The sequence below is a fragment of the Dactylosporangium sp. NPDC051541 genome, assembly GCF_044454505.1.
Taxonomy (GTDB): Bacteria; Actinomycetota; Actinomycetes; order Mycobacteriales; family Micromonosporaceae; genus Dactylosporangium.
Window position 1 is genome coordinate 1,398,235 of record NZ_JBITDU010000002.1, and the last position, 18,705, is coordinate 1,416,939.

Annotated in this window: 16 protein-coding genes; 5 read left to right on the top strand and 11 right to left on the bottom strand. The window is 72.9% G+C overall.

All coding sequences use genetic code 11. From position 1 onward, the window contains the following. Positions 1–7 precede the first annotated feature (7 nt). The 9 genes from ACIA8L_RS14025 to ACIA8L_RS14065 all read right to left on the bottom strand — a co-directional run bounded on the left by ACIA8L_RS14025 (position 8) and on the right by ACIA8L_RS14065 (position 11,387). Positions 8–1,681, bottom strand: a complete 1,674-nt coding sequence (locus tag ACIA8L_RS14025; protein ID WP_395904225.1) for a CHAT domain-containing protein — start codon at positions 1,679–1,681, stop codon at positions 8–10. 253 nt (positions 1,682–1,934) lie between these two features. Beyond that, positions 1,935–3,563 (bottom strand): hypothetical protein, encoded by a 1,629-nt coding sequence (locus ACIA8L_RS14030; RefSeq protein ID WP_395904111.1) that lies wholly within the window; start codon positions 3,561–3,563, stop codon positions 1,935–1,937. 14 nt (positions 3,564–3,577) lie between these two features. Further along, entirely contained in the window at positions 3,578–5,110 is a 1,533-nt protein-coding gene (locus ACIA8L_RS14035; RefSeq protein ID WP_395904113.1) for a hypothetical protein, read from the bottom strand. A 25-nt stretch (positions 5,111–5,135) separates the two neighbouring features. After that, the gene (locus ACIA8L_RS14040) at positions 5,136–5,534 is read right to left on the bottom strand and encodes a hypothetical protein (protein ID WP_395904115.1); all 399 of its coding nucleotides are present in this window, start codon (positions 5,532–5,534) and stop codon (positions 5,136–5,138) included. Next, entirely contained in the window at positions 5,531–6,517 is a 987-nt protein-coding gene (locus ACIA8L_RS14045) for a pentapeptide repeat-containing protein (RefSeq protein WP_395904117.1), read from the bottom strand. The genes ACIA8L_RS14040 and ACIA8L_RS14045 overlap by 4 nt, the downstream gene beginning before the upstream one ends. A 13-nt stretch (positions 6,518–6,530) precedes the next feature. Next, a complete protein-coding gene (locus ACIA8L_RS14050; RefSeq protein ID WP_395904119.1) occupies positions 6,531–7,742 on the bottom strand; it encodes an NAD(P)/FAD-dependent oxidoreductase in 1,212 nt (403 codons plus the stop codon). After that, positions 7,739–9,097 carry an NAD(P)/FAD-dependent oxidoreductase gene (locus tag ACIA8L_RS14055; protein WP_395904121.1) on the bottom strand — a complete coding sequence of 453 codons (1,359 nt, stop codon included), beginning with the start codon at positions 9,095–9,097 and terminating at the stop codon, positions 7,739–7,741. Before ACIA8L_RS14055 ends, ACIA8L_RS14050 begins: the two co-directional genes overlap by 4 nt. Continuing rightward, on the bottom strand, positions 9,094–10,497 hold the full coding sequence (locus ACIA8L_RS14060) for an FGGY family carbohydrate kinase (protein ID WP_395904122.1): 1,404 nt from the start codon (positions 10,495–10,497) through the stop codon (positions 9,094–9,096). Before ACIA8L_RS14060 ends, ACIA8L_RS14055 begins: the two co-directional genes overlap by 4 nt. After that, entirely contained in the window at positions 10,494–11,387 is an 894-nt protein-coding gene (locus ACIA8L_RS14065; protein ID WP_395904124.1) for a M48 family metalloprotease, read from the bottom strand. Before ACIA8L_RS14065 ends, ACIA8L_RS14060 begins: the two co-directional genes overlap by 4 nt. 31 nt (positions 11,388–11,418) lie before the next feature. On the opposite strand from ACIA8L_RS14065, the gene ACIA8L_RS14070 reads away from it, so the two are divergent. Continuing rightward, complete coding sequence (locus ACIA8L_RS14070; RefSeq protein WP_395904126.1) at positions 11,419–11,793, top strand: BlaI/MecI/CopY family transcriptional regulator; 375 nt, start codon at positions 11,419–11,421, stop codon at positions 11,791–11,793. Positions 11,794–11,831: 38 nt separating this feature from the next. Beyond that, positions 11,832–12,350: a hypothetical protein gene (locus ACIA8L_RS14075; protein ID WP_395904128.1), complete on the top strand. Its 519-nt coding sequence runs from the start codon at positions 11,832–11,834 to the stop codon at positions 12,348–12,350. Here the strand turns inward: ACIA8L_RS14075 and ACIA8L_RS14080 are convergent. Next, positions 12,347–12,814, bottom strand: a complete 468-nt coding sequence (locus ACIA8L_RS14080) for a TolB family protein (protein WP_395904129.1) — start codon at positions 12,812–12,814, stop codon at positions 12,347–12,349. The genes ACIA8L_RS14075 and ACIA8L_RS14080 overlap by 4 nt on opposite strands. Positions 12,815–12,978: 164 nt before the next feature. Here ACIA8L_RS14080 and ACIA8L_RS14085 point away from each other — a divergent pair, with 164 nt between their 5' ends. Both ACIA8L_RS14085 and ACIA8L_RS14090 read left to right on the top strand, forming a co-directional pair. Next, entirely contained in the window at positions 12,979–14,583 is a 1,605-nt protein-coding gene (locus ACIA8L_RS14085; protein WP_395904131.1) for a diguanylate cyclase, read from the top strand. A gap of 26 nt (positions 14,584–14,609) precedes the next feature. Beyond that, positions 14,610–15,242, top strand: a complete 633-nt coding sequence (locus ACIA8L_RS14090; RefSeq protein WP_395904133.1) for a class I SAM-dependent methyltransferase — start codon at positions 14,610–14,612, stop codon at positions 15,240–15,242. 23 nt (positions 15,243–15,265) lie between these two features. Here ACIA8L_RS14090 and ACIA8L_RS14095 read toward each other — a convergent pair whose 3' ends face one another. Then, entirely contained in the window at positions 15,266–17,575 is a 2,310-nt protein-coding gene (locus ACIA8L_RS14095) for a putative bifunctional diguanylate cyclase/phosphodiesterase (protein WP_395904135.1), read from the bottom strand. A 175-nt stretch (positions 17,576–17,750) separates the two neighbouring features. On the opposite strand from ACIA8L_RS14095, the gene ACIA8L_RS14100 reads away from it, so the two are divergent. Next, entirely contained in the window at positions 17,751–18,614 is an 864-nt protein-coding gene (locus ACIA8L_RS14100; protein ID WP_395904137.1) for a septum formation family protein, read from the top strand. The last annotated feature ends 91 nt before the right edge of the window (positions 18,615–18,705 follow it).

Genomic DNA, 18,705 nt, shown 5'->3' on the forward strand with positions numbered 1-18,705 from the left:
AGCGCAATCAGACGCCGATGTGTATGAACGGCGTCCACACGCTGGGCTGATCGGCATAAGCGGCACGGACTCTTTGGACGGCACCATGCAAGGCCCGCGCTGCGCACGCCGAGTCGAATTGGCCGCCGGCCGTCAGCTGCTCGTAGGTCCATGCGGCCACGTCGGCGGCGACCGAGTCGTACACGGACCACAGCGTGGCGATGACATGGCGATACCCGGCGTAGTGCAGCGCGGCGGCCAGGGTGATCGTCTCGTTCAACAGGGTCACGCCCGCGGCCGCGGTCTTGCACGCCGACAGGAACGCGAACTCACCCTGCGGCTGCGCCGCGATGACCCCGGCGACCGTCAGGGAACCGTCGGCGAACAGCAGTCGGCTTTCGGACGGGGCGCGGACGACCAGCTCGCCGTGGCAGCTGAAATGGACCAGCCGGTGATCGGCAAGCGCATCGACAACGGCGCCCGTGGTCGCCGCGGCATCGCTGAGCACGGTGACGGTCGCTGGTGGGAACAACGCCAACAGATGGTCGCGCTCTCGGGCCGCATTGGGCAGCGGCGCCTGCCCGGGAGTGTTCGGCATAGCGACGACGAGCAGTCTCGGTTCGGGCCGGGCGATGGCTCGGGCCCGGTGTGCCGTCACGAGTGCCCGCAACGTTGGAGCGTAGGACGAAACCGCGATATCCGGCAGGTTCGCAGCCTGGTATCGCGGCCCGGCCTCGGCATCGCCCGACGTCCTGAAATCGGCGAGGGCGTCTGTCATCATCGCGACGGCGTCCCGCCGTCCCTGGATCGCCGCCAGATATCGATTGGCCCAAGCCAGGCAATCCGCCGACGTGAGTGCCGGCAGTGGCAGCGACTCGACGTCGCCTCCGCTGACCAGCAGCGCGTCGCATCGCCAGGCGCTGATGTTGACGATCACCGCGGTGCCCCCGGCGGTGGCCTGCCCGACCGCGGCCGGTGACGGCGGCCGCAGGAACTCCTCAAATCCGGGTATCGCCCGAATCCGCTCACGGATCTGCCGCCATTGCTCGCCGAGGGCCAGTCGCCGCTGCGCGACCCACGTCGGTGCCGGGATGTCCGCTCCGGCCCGAGGCTCGGTGAGGTCGATCGAACGCAGCTCGGCACTCACACGAACGAAGTCGGCGGCGAGTTCGGGTGCGTGCCGAGCGATCGCCTCGACGTCGATGTGCGTGTGCAGAGCCTCGGCCAGGAGCAGTCCGCGGCTCTGTTCCAGCAGTGCCATGGCCGCCCGCGGATGCCCGGCGGCGATGGCGGCGGCGGCCGCGTCGCACGGCAGCGCGCCGACCTCGTCGATGCCGTGTTCCCGGTCGGTCCAGGCGAGCGCTGAACCGGCCAATTCCACGAGCAGGTCGACGCCGTGGCGATACGCGAACTCAGCGCCGTCGAAGTCACCAAGACGCATGGCGGCTTCCGCCCAGCCGCGGCTGGCGGCGATCCTTCCACCGGCCGCGCCGCCGGGCAGAGACGCGGCCTGGGCCAGCACCTCCCGTGCCGCGGCCAGGGCGGCTGGATCCGATCCGGTCTGTCCTTGGTACATCAGCGCTTTGCCGAGATTGAACAAGTGCGTGAGCCGGTTAGGATGCGCATCCCCGCCGAGGCGCACCGCCTCCCTCGCAACACTGACGGCCTCCGCGGTGAGCTCGGCCACCGGATCGTGCTCCATGCAAGTGAGAAGGTTCGAGGACAGGCTCGCGAGCAGGTTCGCGCGGTGAGCCAGGTTGCCGCCGGCCGCGACAACCGACGCCCGGCTGAGATCAACGCTCTCGCGCAGCAGCTCCCGGTCGCCGGCCAGCCGCCAGTGGCTCAGCAGCAACGTAGCGAGGTTGCCGAGAAACAGACTCCTATTGGGGTAGCCTGCCGGCGCGGATGCGACGAGCAGCCGCCCGATGTCGATGGCTTCCGACAGCGCCGCAGGATCATGTGTGCGGCCATACAGCTCGGCCAGCGAACTGGCGAGCGAGTTGTAGGTCTCGAAGTTGCCGACCGGCTCGTCCGTGGCGCTCTCCCGCAGAAGGGTCGTCGCCCCCCCGCAGGAAGGCGAGAGCGCCGGTATGCTGGTACCGGCGACTGAGGACATCAGCGAGCACGCTGGTCGCCGCCCTGCGGCCACGGTGATCAGCCGTGATCGCGGCGAGGAATCCGCGCAGTAACGTCTCCGCAGCGTCGAGATCCGCGGGTCGCATGGCCCGCATCGAGGCCAGCATCACCCGCCAGGTCGAGTCCGGCGCTGGATCGCGGGACAGCTCCGTTTCGGCCAGGGCGATGCCACGGTCGAGAGCATCCTGCTCTCCGGTGAGCTCGTACAAGGACCGGAGCCCGTCGATGGTCGTGTTGCCCAGCTGCTCGCGCTCCGTATCGTCCAGTGCGGTGCGGCTCATGGCCTCGACGCCGATTTCGATCCCCGACCGAAGCACCTCCAGGCGGCCGGTCGTGCGGTGCAGGCGGAGACGAACGTTCATATGCTCGGCCAGGTGCGCCGAGTCGTTCCCGCCTTCGAGGACGGCCCGTTGACACACCTGATCCGCCTCTTCAAGCAAAGACGCGTCGCCGTTCTCCTCGGCCTTCCATCGCAAGAGCCGTGACGGGACCAGGGAACCGCGCCGTTCCGGGTCGTCCGGTCCCGGCATGCGATGCGCTCGACGTAGTGCGGCGATCCCCTCGTCGAGCCAGGCCTCGTCGTTGTCGCGCGCGAACAGCACCGAACAGTCGGAGCCGAGGTTCCGCAGCCGCGCCAGGAGCTGCGGGTCCGACGCTGCCGTGCAGTCGATCAGTTCGCGACCGCGCTCGACCGTGCGGGCGAGGCACGTCGGGTCTCCGGTTCTCGCATACAACTGATGCGTGGTGTGCGTGATGGTGACAAGCGCCTGGGTGCGGATCGATCCGTGGACGTGTTGGAGGACCGCTCCGAGAAGATGCTCGGCTTCCTGCAACGGCTCGACCGCGCCGGTCGCCTCGGCCAAGTGGTGCAGCGCCGACACGAGGACCATACGGGCACTAGCGTAGTGCCGGCTGCCGGGCGGCAGGGAGGGCAGCGCCTCTTGGCAGCGACTGAACACCTCACGCAGAAGCGCGACGTCGCCGCTGTGAAGATGCTCCGAGACGAGTGTCTGGGCGAGATTGGCGATATGCATTCCGCGACTGGGATGATCGACGGGAGTCAGTGCGACCCCGCGTTCGCCGATCTGTCGTGCTTCTCGGATCAGATCGAGGTCAGCGGTACGATCGCCGAGGGCGCGCAGCGCGGCACCAAGTACCGACAGCCGGCCCGGTAGATACTCCGCGTCGCCCGTGCCGCACCGAACAGCGCAACGGGCGGCGGCCACCGCCTCGATCAGGACGTCGTTGCCGCCATCCGCGAAAGCGGCGAGATATCCCAGAGCGATGGCGAGGTTGTTGCTGACCGCGGCGCTCTGTTCGGCATCGACGGCGTTGTGGGCCGACAGACGTAACTCCCGGACCGCAGCATGCAGCACCGACGGGTCGCCGGTGCGCTCGAACTGGTCGGTCAGCAGCGTGCCGTAGCCGTTGCGACGCACGGCTTCCACAAAGGCCCCCCGCTCTACCGCGGACGCCGCATCATGCTGGCGGAACTGTTCGGCAACGGCATCCGGAACGGCATCCGGCTCGACCAGATAGACGTTGTATAGCGCTTCAACGGCACCACTACAGGATCCAGCAGGACCTGCGGGTCCTTCGTGCGGCCGTAGTCGCGCAGCCGATCACCGAGGACAGCGAGGTCGGGACGGTCGGCGTCCGGGTCGACCCCGACCGCCTTCACTGTCAGCAGAGCGCCTTCGACCAGGTCGTCGACCGAGCCGCTGGCGTCGGCCCGCATGCGGAGCAGGACAGCGAGGTCAAGACAATGCCCACGGCTCCGCGGCTGGTCGGCGGCCAGCTCGCGCCGGATCTCGACGGCCGCGTTCAGCTGTGTCATGTCTCCCGTCAGGTGGAAATGGACGGTGAGCGCTTCGACCAGCCTGATCTTGAATTCCTCACGGGCATCGCCGTCAAGCAACTGTCGCAGGACCAGTTCGAGTTGCAGGACGTCGGACAGCAGGATGTCGGACGGAGCTCCGTCGTGAGCCGTACGCCGGGTCAGCACCGCCGCCAGGGACCGCAGCGCGAAGCCACGGCTGTAGTCATCGGCGGTGGCCACTGCCGAGTGGGCGAGGGCGATCCCTTCGTCGAGGGCCGCGGTCGGCGCGTCCGGCGGAACCTGGGCGAGCAGGGCCATAACGAGATGCGCCGCCGCCATGGATCGCTCAGGGTCGTCGGCGGCGAAGAGTTCCACGGCAATCCGGCCATGTTGCACTGCCCGGTCCAGATCGGTGGGCGCACCGCTCACGCCGTGCCGCTGCCGCAAGGCGATCGCGAGACCCGACTGCACCAGGGCGTTCGTCGGGTTCAACGCGGCGCCTTCGAGGCTGGCCGTGATCGCCGCATCAAGATCCGCGACGTCCCCCGTCCCAGCGAACCGCTCGCGGCGGATGAGCGCCAAGTTGGTCAGCAGAATCCACCGCTGCGGATCATCGGCCGGCAGCGCCGCCAACGCCTGCTCGGCCACAGCGACTGCCGCGGCGTGGTGGACCGGGCCCGGTGCCTCCACGGCTCGCCGGAACAGCGCGAAGGCCAATCCGGTCAATCCAAGCACCCGGGCCGGACCGAGGTCCGCGTGAATCACAATGGCGAGCACGCTCATGGCGTCGTCGAGGCTGTCGGGTCGCCCGTCGAGGAGGGTTTTCGCGTGTCGGAGCCAGGCAACGACGTCAGCGGAGCCGTCCGGGTCAATCGCGGCCAGCGGGCGAAGCGGCCGCATCGGGTCCTCAGGTGATCCCGGCGGGACCTGGCCGAGCAGCCGAATCGCCAGGCGCAGGTCAGTCACCCCGGCACCGGGAGCAGCGGCCGTGAAGCGGGCCCACCGGAACCGAGCCAGCGGCAGCGCAGCCTCGCTGCCGACGTCGAGCATCGCGGTCAACTGGTCGGCCTCGGCGACGGCGAACTCGTCGAACAGCTCGCCGACGTGGCCGCGGCCGGCCGCCGCGATCCGCCGCTCGATCGAGTCGAGCAGTTCCCGGAACAACGCGCTCCGCATGCCGCGGCCACCTCCAGCCGCAACCCTATGGGAACCTGGACCGGCGGCGGAGCAGGCGGCGGATCGTCGCGGTGAGGATCGCGGCGCCGGTCAGGGTGACGCCGAGGAACAGGGCGGCGTCGCCCGCGCCGAAGGGCGGCCAGGCCTGGTTGCCGGCCCACGGGAACATGACGGCGCGGGCGGTCACGTGCTGCTCGTGGATCGCGCGGATGGTCACCCAGCGGGGCGGGCCGCCGTCGTCCGGGATGAAGTCGCCGGCGCAGGTCGGGCCCTGGCGGCTCACCTTGGCGTCGCAGTAGGTCGTGGTCACGCTGCCGTGCTCGGCCACACCGGGGACGAAGGCGAGGAGCCACAGCAGGCCCAACGCGATCGCGACCGGGCCGACGAAGAAGCCCGCGACCAGGGCGGCGCGCTGACGGGTCACGCTCGGGCCGCGCGGAGGAGGTCGGTCAGGGCGGGGCCGCCGAGGTCGTCCGTGTCCCAGGTGGCGATGAAGCCGGTGCGCTGGGTGGGGCCGGAGTCCTTGCGGGCGTACTCCTCCCAGATCGTCGCCACCATGCGTACGTCGCCCTCCGGGAGCGGCCGGATCCGGGACCGCACCCGCTCCAGGTAGGCCGGCCAGTCCGGGATCGTCCAGTGTGCCTCGTCGTCGGGGAGGCGCAGGTCGACGGCGGAGGTGCCGAGGTTCACGCCGGTCAGCTCGAGGCCGCGGGGGCGGGCGGCGCGGAGGTCGACGCCGGTCAGCTGCCAGGTCTCGGGCTGGTCGCAAACCGGGCGGCGGCCGAGGTGCAGGCCGCGGACCACGCCGGCGAAGGTGCAGTCCACGAGGTCGCTCCAGTTGAAGTTCGTGCCGGTGAACCGGGCGTTGGCGAAGTCGACGGCGGTGAAGGTCACCTCGGCGGTGGTGCCGCGCAGGTCGGCCCGGGTGAGGTCGACGCGGGTCCAGGTGCTGCGGCGGGGCCAGAACTCGGCCGGTGCGCCGAGCTGGCCGTGGTGCAGGTTGGCGGCCCGCAGCGACGTGTCGACGATCGTGACGCCCCAGCAGCGCAGGCCCTGCAGCTCCGCGTCGTCCAGGACGCAGTGCTCCACCGTCAGGTCGAACCAGCCGAACTCGGACAGGTCGGCGCCGGTCAGGTCCAGGCCGCTCCAGCGCGGCGGCGGGGTGGCGGCCGCGGTCGCGTGGTCGTCCGCGCCGATCTGGCCCCGGCGCGGGCCGGACGACCCGCCGGTCGCCATCCTCGTCAGCGGGAAGCCGCGCAGGTCGGTGCGGCCGCCGACCGGCTCGAACGGGGCCGTGGCGACGGGGCGGCCGTGGAGGAGGTCGTCGGCGATGCCGCGCACGACGGTCCGGTCGACGCCGCTCCAGCGGTCCCGCCAATCGCGGATGAGGTCGGCTCGGCGTGCCAACGCGCCCCCCGAATCACAGTCGCAGGTGGACCGGGCCGCCGGCCGGGTCGGCCGCGCGGATCACCGAGTACGGTACCCGGAACATGCGGCCCGGGGCGGCCGGCCAGGGCAACCGGGCCGAGCCCACCACGCGGCCGTCCTGCACCGCGGTCACGAGCGGCAGGGACCGGCGCTCGGCCGTCCACAGCAGCAGCCGGCCCCGCGGCGGGGGCGGGCCGCCGGGGTGGATCAGCTGGGGCGTCACCCAGAGCAGCGGCGGGTCGGCGACGACCGCCAGGCCCGGGTCCGCCGGCACGGCACCGTCGGCCAGCCATTGCCGGACGGCCGTGGCGACGTGGCGGCCGTCGAGGGCGGCCACGTCGGCGGTGTCGACCGGGTGGAGCAGGTTGCCGGCCGCGAACACGCCCGGGCGGCTGGTGCGCAGGCCGGCGTCGACGCGCGGGCCCAGGGTGGCCGGGTCGAGGGTCAGGCCGGCGGAGCGGGCCAGTTCGTGGTCGGGGACCCAGTCACCGGTGAGCACGACGGTGTCGCAGGCGACCTCGCGGCGGCGGCCGGTGCGAAGGTCCTCCAGCTCCACGGTGGACACGCGGCCGGTGCCGTGGATGGCGGCCACGCGGGTCCGGGTGCGCACGGGCCGGATCGGCAGGCGCGGCTCGGGGCGGTCGAGCTCGGTGGTGAGCAGGACCGTGCGGCAGCCCGCGGCCCGCAGGGTCAGCACGGCCGACCAGCTGACCAGCTCGGCCCCGACGACGACGGCCCGGCGGCCGACCGGGCGGTGGTGCACGTGGACGAGCTGCTGGAGCTGGCCGGTGGTGTACACGCCGGCCGGGCGGTCGCCGGGGATCCAGCGGGCCGGCCGCGGGCGTTCCCGGGCCCCGGTCGCGAGGACGATCGCGTCGGCGGTCACGGTCCGGCGGCCACGCGGCGACGTGACCTCGAGGGCCCGCTCGCCGGCCCAGCCGGTGACCATCGCCTCGGTTTCGACGACCGCGCCGGCCGCCGTCGCGGCCGCGGCCAGCCGGCGGGCGTAGGACGGTCCGCTGAGGACCCGGTGCCGGTCCCGCAGGCCGTAGCCGCTGTGCTCACTGTGCCGCGGAATCCCACCGGCCGCGGCCTCGCGCTCCAGCACCAGGACGGGCCCGTCGACCCGCCCGGCCAGGGCGGCGGCCGCGGTGAGCCCGGCCGGTCCCCCGCCGACGACCGCCACCCGCACGTGCTCGTTCACGGCACGAACCCCGCGACCTCGGCCCCGCAGTAGAACCCCTGGCACCGGCCGTTCATCGCCCGGGTCCGGCGGCGCAGACCGTCCACTGTGGCCGGCGGGATCACCGACTCCAGCGCGTCGCGGAGCTCGCCCCGGGTGACCCTTTCGCAGAAGCAGACGATCCGGCCGTACTGACTGTCGGACGCGATGGCCGCCGCGTCCTGATAGGGCCGCGGGAACGCCTCCCCCAGGTTGGGCATCCGGGGCGGCGGCGGCAGATCGGCCCGCGGCGTGACGTCGAGGTGCGGGTCCATCAGGGACACGACGTGCTCGGCGATGGCCATCGACGCGGTCAGGCCGGTCGAGCGGATGCCCCCGACGAGCACGTATCGCCGCCGCGCGTCGACGTCGATCAGGTAGTCGTCGGCGTCGATCGCGGCCCGCAGCCCGGCGTAGGTGGCGGTGACCTCCTCCCGCAGCAGCGACGGCATCAGCGCCGCACCCTTCTCGCGCAGGAACCGCAGGCCGGCCTCGGACGTACCGGTGGCGGTGGGGTCGTCGAGGTCCTCGGCGGTCGGGCCGAGCATCACGTTGCCGTAGACGGTCGGGCTGATGAGCACGCCCTTGCCCACCTTGGACGGGACGGGCAGGACGATCACCGGGGCCTTGGCCCGGGCCAGCTTGTCGAAGACGATGAGCTCGCCGCGGCGCGGGGTGACGGTGAACCGTTCGTGGCCGAACAGCCGGTCGACCGCGTCGGCGCCGAGGCCGGCGGCGTTGACGACCCAGCGGGCGCCGATCTCGCCACGGCCGGTGCCGAGCCGCACGACGGTGCCGTCGTCGCGGACGGCGGTGACGCGGTGGCCGCGCAGCAGCGTCACGCCGCGGTTGACGGCGTCGGTGGCGAGGGCCAGGTTCGTCGTCCACGTGCAGGTGATGGCCTCGCCCGGGACGGTGAGACCACCGCGGGCGCCCGGGGCCAGGTCGGGCACGGTGGAGTACACCCGCGAGGCATCCACAATGGAGCAGGCCGGGTAACCGTTGCGCTCGGCCTTGTCCCGCAGCGATGGCAGGGATGCCAGCTCGTCGTCCGTCCAGGCGACCAGGATGGCGCCGGTGCGTTCGACCGGAATGCCGGTGGCCCGGGCGTAGTCGCCGAGGAGGTGGTAGCCGCGGGCGACCAGGCGGGCCTCGAGGGTGCCGGGCCGGGCGTCGAAGCCGGTGTGCAGGATCGCGGTGTTGGCCTTGCTGGTGCCGTCGCCGACGTCGTCGCGGCCCTCGAGCAGGATGGTGCTGAGCCCGGTGCCGCCGAGCAGGCGGGCGATCGCCGAGCCGACCAGGCCGGCGCCGATCACGGCCACGTCGAACGTCGTCATATCTGGGCCCGCCAGCGGGCGAGGTGCTCGGCGGCCCGGTCCGGCGGCCATTCGGGTTCGAACCTGGCCGCGGGCGCGAACTCCCCGACCGCGTCCACGATGGACAGCCCGGGGTGCAGGGCGAGCCGGGCGCAGGCGGCGGCGCCGAGGGCGGTGGCGTGCGGCGACGGGTAGACGTCGATCGGGAGCTGGGCCAGGTCGGCCTGGGCCTGCATGAGGACCCGGGAGCGGGTGAGGCCGCCGTCGGTGCGCAGCCGGGTCAGGGGTGTGCCGAGGTCGGCCCCGGCGACCTCGACGAGCGCGGCAACCTGGGCCGCGATGCCCTCCAGGACGGCCCGGACGAGGTGGCCGCGGCCGGTGTCGAGGGTCATCCCGGTCAGCGAGGCGGTCGCGGCCGGCCGCCACCAGGGCGCGGCCAGGCCGGCGAGGGCGGGCACGCACAGGACGCCGCCGTTGTCGGCGGCGGCGACGGTGTCGAGCTCGGCGGCGTCGCGGATGAGGCCGAGGTCGGCGAGCCAGCGCACGGCGGAGGCGGCGGTGTAAACCTGGCCGTCGGCGCAGTAGGCGGTGCTGTCGCGCAGCCGCCAGGCGACCGATGTGGACAGTCCGGCCCGGGACCTGGTCGCGGCCGGGCCGAGCTGGGCCAGGAGGAAGGCGCCGGTGCCGTAGGTGCACTTGGCGGTGCCGGGGTCGAGGCAGGCCTCGGCGAGCAGGGCGGCCTGCTGGTCGACGATCAGGCCGGTGACCGGGACCGCGCCGCCGAATGCCGCGGTGGTGCCGACGATCGTGTCGCTGGCGACGATCTCGGGCAGCGCCTCGGCACCGAGGCCGAAGAGGTCGAGCAGCTCGGCACTCCACGTCACGGTGTCGAGGTCGAGCAGCAGCGACCGGCTCGCCGTGGCGGCGTCTGTGACAAAGGCGCCGCACAGGCTGTACACCAGCCAAGTGTCTGTGGTTGTGATGACGCCGCCACCGTAGCCCTGGTCGCGCAGCCAGCGCATTTTCGGCGCCGAGAAGTAAGGGTCCAGGACGAGGCCGGTCAGCGTGGCGACGCGTTCGGCGGCGGCGGCGCGGGCGGTGCAGATCGGCTCGGCCCGGCGGTCCTGCCAGACGACCGCCGGGCTCAGCGGCTCGCCGGTCGCGCGGTCCCAGACGAGGACCGTCTCGCCCTGGTTCGCCAGGGCTACGGCACCGAGCGGCACGCCGGCCTCCGCGACCGCCCGCCGGCCCGCGGTGAGCACCGAGTCGAGCAGCGCGCGCGGGTCCTGCTCGACGCCGCCGCCGTCGAGGTATCGCGGCCGCAGCTCCTCCTCGGCCATGGCGAGCACCCGGCCCTGCTCGTCCGTGACCACCGCCTTCGTGCCGGAGGTCCCCTGGTCGATCGCCAGGATCCCGGTCAACGGGCGGCGGCCATGAACAGCTCGACCAGGTCGAGGGTGGCTTCGCCGGTCCACACCAGCGACGACAGCCCGACCAGGATCGGCACGGCGACCAGGATCTGCGGCAGCAATGCGGGGGCGGGGCGCAGCAGGTGGCTGACCCGGCGCGGCACGATCCCGCCGACGCTCGCCGCGTGCAGCCCCGACGGGTGCGGGGCGGTCCCGGCCAGGGCCGCGGCGCCGATCGCGTGCGCGACGGTCCGCCGGTCGCCGAGCCGCTCCGCGGCCCGCTCGTCGGCCGCCCGCTCGACCAGGTAGTCGACGTGCCGGCCGACCCACCACAGCGCCGGGTGGGCGGCGACGGCGAGCTCGGCGACGCGCACGAGGCGGTGGTGGTGCTCGGCGAGGTGGGCGTGCTCGTGCGCGAGGAGGGCCTCGAACTGCCGGTCGGTGAGCAGGTCCCGCATGCCGGTGGTGACCACGACGTGGCCGGGGCGGCCGGGGACGGCGAACGCGCCGGCGGCCGGGTCGGGGATCATGACCACGCCTTCCGCGCCGCTCGACGGCAGCAGGCGCAGGAGGCGGCGTTGCCGGAGCACGCGGTGCCACACGGAGATCGTGACCGCCACGAGCAGGGCGCTGCTGAGCCACGGGACCCACGGCTCCGACGCCACGTCGCGCGCGACGACGCTCGCCGACCAGCCCAGGAGCCGGTCCACGCCGGGCAGCTGGGCGATCGCGTGGGCCGCGAACAGCAGCAGGTTGACGGTGCTGCCGATGGCGGCCAGGGCGGCGGACCAGGCCACGGCCCGGGCGGCGGCGGACGGGGCGAGCCGGTCGGCCATGAGCCGGACCGCGATGACGAGCAGCGGCGGAACGACGAGGACGGACCAGACGAAATGGTCGAACATGGCCGCCACCCACCTCCGATACAGTCGTGCCGTGACCGACCCCCGACCGAGGCGCCGGCCCGGGCAGCTCGAGGCCGAGATCCTGACCGTACTCGGTGCGGCGGCCGGACCGTTAACGCCCCGCGAGGTCCGCGAACGCCTCGATCCGGACGGCGGGCTGTCCTACAGCGCGGTCGTCACCACCCTGACCCGGCTGCACGAGCGCGGCGCCGTGACCCGCGAGCGCGGCGGGCGAGCGTTCCGTTACGGCGCGCTCAGCGACCCCGCGGGGCTCGTCGCGGACCGGATCAGCCGGCTGCTGTCGGCTCAGGACGACCGCGCATCGGTACTGCGAAGATTCGTCAGCCGTCTCACCGAGCAGGACGAGCGCCTCCTGCGGGACCTGCTGAACGAGGATCAGGGCTGATAACTTCTACAGGGTTGTAGAAGTTCGCTGGGGGTCCGATGACGGTGGTGCTGGACGACGTCGTCCTCGTGCTGCTGGCCGAGGGCCCGAGCAGTGCGTATGAGCTGTGGCAGCACCATGCCGAGCTCTTCGGCGACGACCGGCGGGTCGACCTGAGCCGGGTCATGACCAGCGTCAACCGGCTCGAACGGGCCGGCCTGCTGCGGGTCGAGGCCCCGGCCAAGGCCCGCAAGGGCAGCGGCAACCGGCTGGCCTGCTGGCTCACCGCCGCGGGCCGGGAGCGGCAGGCGGCCTGGCTGTGCGCGGTCGGCCCGGACACCGGCGCCGACGACCTGTATGTCCGCGGGCTGCTCGCCGTGGAGGCGGCCGACCCGGCGACCTTCGACACGTTCCTGTCCCGCAGCCTGGCGGCGGCCCGGACCCGGATCACCCGGCTGGCGGCCAGCGGCGACTCCGGCGCCCGCACCGCGTTCGATCAAGAGGTGGCCCGCGCGCTCGCGCTGTGGCTCAATCAACTCCCCGAGCACCGCCGCCCACGGGCGGCGTCCGCTTCCTAGCCCATGATGAAGCCGACGAGCGGCGCGTCCTGGGTGACGCAGGCGCTCGGGGCGAGGACCTCGGAGGTGTCGCCGCCGTTGACGCCGGTGCGGAAGGTGCCGGGGGCGCCGGTGCAGGAGGTGGCGGTGTAGGTGATGCGCACGCCGCTGGCGTCCCAGGCGGGCTTGCTGCCGGCGCGGTCGCTGACCTGGTGCTGCTGGGTGCCGTCGAGGTTCATGACCCAGATGGTGTCGTTGTGGACGTAGGCGATCTGGGTGGCGTCCGGGGACAGCGTGGGCTGCTTGCTGACCTCGTCGGCGGTGAGGCGGGTCGTGTGGCCGGCCTGCTTGACGTAGACGGCGCCGTGGCTGGCGTACACGGTGGGGGCGGCGCTCGCGGACGCGGCGGTGGCGCCGGTGATCGCGGCGGCCGCGGCGGCGAACCCGGCGAAAACCAGCGCGCGCGTAACGAAGTTGCGGTTCATCCCTGCCCCCTGAGTTGCTGTCTCGTCCGTGTGACGCTGAGACCATCGGCGCAACCGACCGGCACCTGAGCGAAACCCCGCAGCAACCTGATGCGTCCCCGGGACCGGGCCGGGCGGTGGTCTACTGTTCCAGATCGCATACGTCTCCAACGCCGGAGCAGCGCATGTCGGACGGGTCCGCGGCAGCATCCACGGTGGTCAGCACGCCCGCCGCGGCGGTGGCCACCGCCCAGTTGATCCGGCAGAGCCGGGACCGGCTCGCCCGGTCCGACCCCGAGGGCGCCCGCGAGCTCGCCACCCGGGCCGCGGCCGACCCGGCCGCCCGGGCCGAGGCGCTCTCGATCATCGCCGTGTGCCACCGCGTCCGCGATGAGTACGCCGACGCCCTGACCGCCGCCCAGGAGGCCACCGAGCTGGCCCGGGCCGCCGGCGACCCGGCGGTCGAGGGGCGCGCCCGCAGTGAGCTGGCCCGGCTGGTCCTGGCCACCGGCGACACCGCGGAAGCGCTCGAGGAGAGCACGACCGCCCTGGCCCTGGCCGAGTCCAGCGGCGACCTGCACGCGGTCATCCCGGCCCTGGCCACCGTCGCCAACGTCTACCTGGTCATGCAGCAGTTCGACCTGGTGGTGCGGCTGTGCGAGCGCGGCGCCGAGATGGCCCGGCTGGTCGGGGACGAGGTCGCACACGGCGTCATGCTCGACACCGGCGCGTGCGGGGTGACCGCGCTCGCCTGGGCCGCCCGTGCGAACGGCGACGAGGAGGCCGCCGCCGCCCACGCCGCGGACGCCGCCGAGCGCTCCCGGGCCGCGATGCTCATCGCCCGCCGGCTCGGGCACCGCCGCAACGAGGCGGCGGCGATCGCCAACCTGGCCGAGGAGCTCGCCTTCGCCGGCCGGCCCGCGGACGCCCTGGAGCTGCTGGAGTCCTGGGACCTGGACCCGGAGCGGGACTCGACCTACACGGTCACCCACCATCACGACACGCGCGGGCTGATCCATCTGGCGCTCAACCAGCACGACGACGCCGTCACGATGTTCACCCGGGCCCTCGACCTCGCCGAGAGCACGAGCGCCGCCCTGACCGCGGCCGAGCACCTGGCCGAGGCCCACGAGCAGCGCGGTGACCTCGGTGCCGCGTTGACCGCCTACAAGCGGTTCCATCAGTTGTACTGCCTGGTCGCCTCCGAAACCGCGCAGCGGATCGCGCGGGTCACGGCGGTACGCATGGAGACGGAACTGGCGAAAGCGACCGCCGAGCAGGAACGCCGCCGCGCCGACGGCCTGCTGCGGATCAGCCTGGAAGACCCCCTGACCGGCCTGGCCAACCGCCGCCGCCTGGACGACGAGCTCGCCACCGGCGTCGACGGCCACACGATCGCCCTGATCGACGTCGACCACTTCAAACTCGTCAACGACCGCTACTCCCACCAGGTCGGCGACGAGGTCCTGCGCACCCTGGCCGCCCTCCTGCGGGCCGGCTGCCGCAGCGGCGACATCGCCGCCCGCTACGGCGGCGAGGAGTTCGCGCTGCTCTTCTTCGGCCGGCCCGACGCCGAGGCGATGGAGGCCGCCGATCGCATCCGCCGCCTGGTCGAGGAGCACTCCTGGTCGGCGGTCGCCCCGGGCCTGCGGATCACGGTCAGCATCGGCGTGGCCTCCGGCCCGGACCTGCTGGCCGTCGCCGACCTGCGCCTCTACCAGGCCAAACACGCCGGCCGCAACCGCGTGGTCGGCCCGCCCGCCCCGGCCCGCACCGACCGCGCCGCCTGACCCGCGCCCCGCGGCACACTGGTGCGATGACTGACGATGTCCTCGCGGAGCAGATCGGGTACTACCGGAGCCGGGCCGCCGAGTACGACGCGACCGCGTACGGGGAGATCGGGCCGGCCCGGGCGCGGATCGCCCGGATCGTCGGGCGGATGGCGCCGCGGGGGCGGGTGCTGGAGCTGGCGTGCGGGACCGGGCTGTGGACCGAGGCCATCGCGCCGGTCGCCGACTTCGTGCTCGCGGTCGACGCGGCGCCCGAGGCCATCGCCATCGCGCGGGAGCGGGTCGGCGGGGGCGCGGTCGAGTTCCGGGTGGCCGACGTGTTCGGATTCGCGCCCGCCGAGCGGTTCGACGTGGTGTTCTTCTCGGCCTGGCTGTCGCACGTGCCCGCGGACCGGTTCGACGGGTTCTGGGCCGGGCTGCGGGATCTGCTGGCCGACGGCGGGCGGGTCCTGTTCGTCGACGAGCCCGCGGACGTCAGCGCGAAGGAGGCGTTCGTCGGCGACGCGGTCGTCGAGCGGCGGCTCAACGACGGGCGGACGTATCGGATCGTGAAGTGGTTCATCGAGCCGGCGGCGCTGGTCGAACGGCTGCGGGGCCTCGGGTGGACGGCCACGGTCGAGCGGGACGGAGACGACTGGGTCCTCGGCGAGGCCCGATGACCACCTGGCTGGAGCCCGAAGGTCTAGACCGGCTGTTTGGCCGGCTCCAGGCGGGCCGCGAGCTCGTCCGGGGAGAGCGGCCGGGCGTAGAGGTAGCCCTGGCCGAGCTCGTAACCCTGCCCCTGCAGCAGCCGGGCCTGGTCCTCGGTCTCGATGCCCTCCGCGACCGCAGCCAAATCCAAAGTCTTCGCGATGTGGATGACGGCCTGCGCGACCGCCGCCGGGCGGCCCGCGGTCGTGATCTCCTCGACGAAGCTGCGGTCGAGCTTGAGCGTGGTCACTGGGCACGTCAGCAGCAGGCCCAGCGACGACGCGGCCGTCCCGAAGTCGTCGAGCGCGATGCGCACCCCGAGGGTCCGCAGCTCGTGCAGGGTGGCGATGGCCGGCCCGTCGCCGAGGACGGCCGTCTCCGTCACCTCGACCAGCAGCCGCTCCGGGGCCAGTTTGGCCGCCGCCAGCGCCGCGCGCACGTCGTCGACGAAACCGGGGTCCTGCAGCTGGCGCCCGGCGACGTTGACGGTGATGGATCGCAGCGCATTGTCACCGTACCGCCGCAGCCAGTCTGAAGCTTGTCGGCAGGCCTCCCGCAGCGCCCATCGGCCCAGGGGGACGATCAGGCCGGACTGCTCCGCGACCGGAATGAACTCGCCCGGTGACACCGGCCCGCGGGTCGGGTGCTCGAAGCGCATCAACGCCTCGGCGCCCACGATCCGGCTGTCGTCGAGGCGGACGATCGGCTGGTACCGCAGGTACAGCCGGTCGGTCCCGATGGCCTCGCGCAGGTCGGCCCCCAGCTCCGCATGCGCCTGGAGTCGCGCCGCCATGTCCGGTGTGTAGCCGACCGAGCTGCCCTTGCCGCGGTCCTTGGCGGCGTACATCGCGATGTCGGCCTTGCGCAGGAGCGTCCCGAGATCGTCACCGGGCCGCGCCGGCGCGACGCCGATGCTGGCGTGCACCAGCAGGTGGTGCCCGGCCGCGTTGACCGGCGGCACGAGCAGCGACAGGACCCGCTCGCCGGCCCGGTCGGCGTCGCTGCCGGGGGCGTGGCGCAGCAGGACCGCGAACTCGTCCCCGCCGAGCCGGGCCACGATGTCGCCGCCCCGCACCGCGGCCCGGAGGCGTTCGGCGACGGCGACGAGGACCGCGTCCCCGACGTCGTGCCCGAGCGTGTCGTTGACCTCTTTGAAATCGTCCAGGTCGATCAGCAGTACCGCCGCCTGCTCTTCCTGCCCCAGCGCGGCCTCGACGAGCGCGCCGAACCCGGCCCGGTTGGCCAGCCCGGTGAGCGCGTCGTGGGTCGCCTGGTGCTGCAGCTGCTGCTCGTGGCGGCTGACCGAGTCGAGCAGGTGCGCGTTGTCCCGCATCGCGAACAGCTGCCGGGCCACGACGATGCCGGTGATGACGATCGCGCCCAGGGCCACGGGCGCGATGTCGACGATCGTGTGGCTGGGTCCGGCCTGGAAGCTCTGCACCGCCAGCAGCAGCGAGGTCGCCCCGACCGCCACGTAGGGCAGCGTGGAGAACCGCCGCTGGTTCTTCGTGTGCTTCTGCAGGTCGGCGAGGCCGTCGCCGGTCCGCCGCTGCACGTGGGCGGCCCAGCACACGATCAGCATGTTGATGATGACGCTGATCGGCTGCAGCCCGACCCACCGCGGCTGGTTGGTGATCGGCGCCGCGGCCGAGGCCAGGACCCCGATGAGGATGGTCAGCGCGAGCAGCCGCAGCGAGCCCGCCGAGACCGGCCCGCTGCCGACCAGGATCACCTTCATCACCGCGACCAGCGCCAGCAGGCACAGCAGCGAGATCAGCAGGATGCCCAGGAACTTGGGCACGTCGGTGTGCCGCTCGACCAGCGGCCGCAGCACCAGGTGCCACAGGAACAGCGCCGCCCCGGCGGTCACGGTCGCCCCGTCGAGCGTCAGCCGGGTCCACTCGCTGCGCGAGCGCTGCCCGACCGGGATCCGCAGCAGCGCCCACATGACGATCAGCAGCGCCACCGACAACAGCGTCACCGCCGACCCGACGAACACCAGCGGCCGCTGCGACCAGTGCGCGAACGTCGCCACCGTCATCAGCGACGCCCCGACGAGCACCAGCCCCTCGACGACGGTGAGCTGCATCCAGAACCGCCGCGCGGCCGGGTGCATCCCGGGGGCGCGCGCCACCCGCAGCGTGGTGAACAGGGCGACCGCGCTCATACCGGGCACGGTGAGCCACATGAGCACTTTCGGCGCGGGCAGCCCGGCCGCGTAGAACACGGTCCACAGGCAGCCGAGTCCGAAGATCCCGAGGCAGGTGTACAGCAGCGGCCGCGTGTCCGCCCGCTCGTCCATCCGCCGCCCGCCTCCTCCAGGGTTCCGTCCCGCCGCCGCTCAGATCGGTCGCCGAGCCGGAATATGAAGGAAACCGGCGCCGGTCACTACGTGAAACGAGACGCGTGCGGAGAGTCTCTCCGTCTGTTACAAATGTCATCTTGCGCGCCGCCGCTGAAGATCGTCTTATGTGCCAATGTCCATCCGGGGGTACGGCACCGCGCTCGCGTTCGCCGCCTTGCTGCTCACGGCCGCCTGCTCGGCCGGTTCGTCCTCCGCTCCCGCGGCCGCACCGCCGCCGTCGCCGTCCCCGTCGGCCCCCGCCCCGGTGGTGCCACAGGTCGGGCAGTCCTACGACCGGCCGTTCGGCGGCGAGATCATGACGCCGGAGGCGGTCGACTGCGCCAAGGACCACCAGGTCGAGATCGCCCACGTCGGACAGCTGACCGGCGGCCGGCCGCTCGGCCCCGGCTCCGCCGACCTGGCCCCGGCCGACGCCGAGTGCCGCGCGAAGACCGCGGCCTACCTGGGCACGCCGCTCGGCCGCCGGGGCCTGACCTACGAGCTCGCACAGCCGGCCGCCGCCGACTGGGACCGGGGTCCACACTGGTTCGCGTGCGAGGTGGTCGCCGTCGACTTCACCCCCGGCGACCCGAAACTCGCGACCGTTCAGACCGCCTTCGCCGCCGGCCGGGGCACGCCCGCGCCGCGGTGCTTCACGCTGAGCGCGGCCCACGACCTGAACCCGGCCGACTGCGCCCAGCCCCACAGCGCCGAGTACGTCGGCGCGCCGAGCGCCGCCTACAACAGCCCGATGCCGAAGAACGGCGACGACCCGGCGATGACCCCGTTCCAGGTGGCGTGCCGCGACGAGATCGCCGCCGAGATGGGCGTCACCGCGAAGAAGCTCGACGACACCTGGGGCTACAACTTCTGGGTGGCCAAGAACCTGGCCCCGGCCGGCGCCAGCGTGGCGCAGTGCTACTTCGTCCTGTGGAGCGGCAAGACGATCACCGGCTCCATCTTCGCCACCAAGGGCAAGAACATCCCGAAGGGCTAGTGTCCCGAGTCGTTAATTCGCTGACAATATGCGGCGATGGTTTCGAGGATGTTGTCGGCGGATTTGTTCCACACGAACGGTTTGGGGTCGG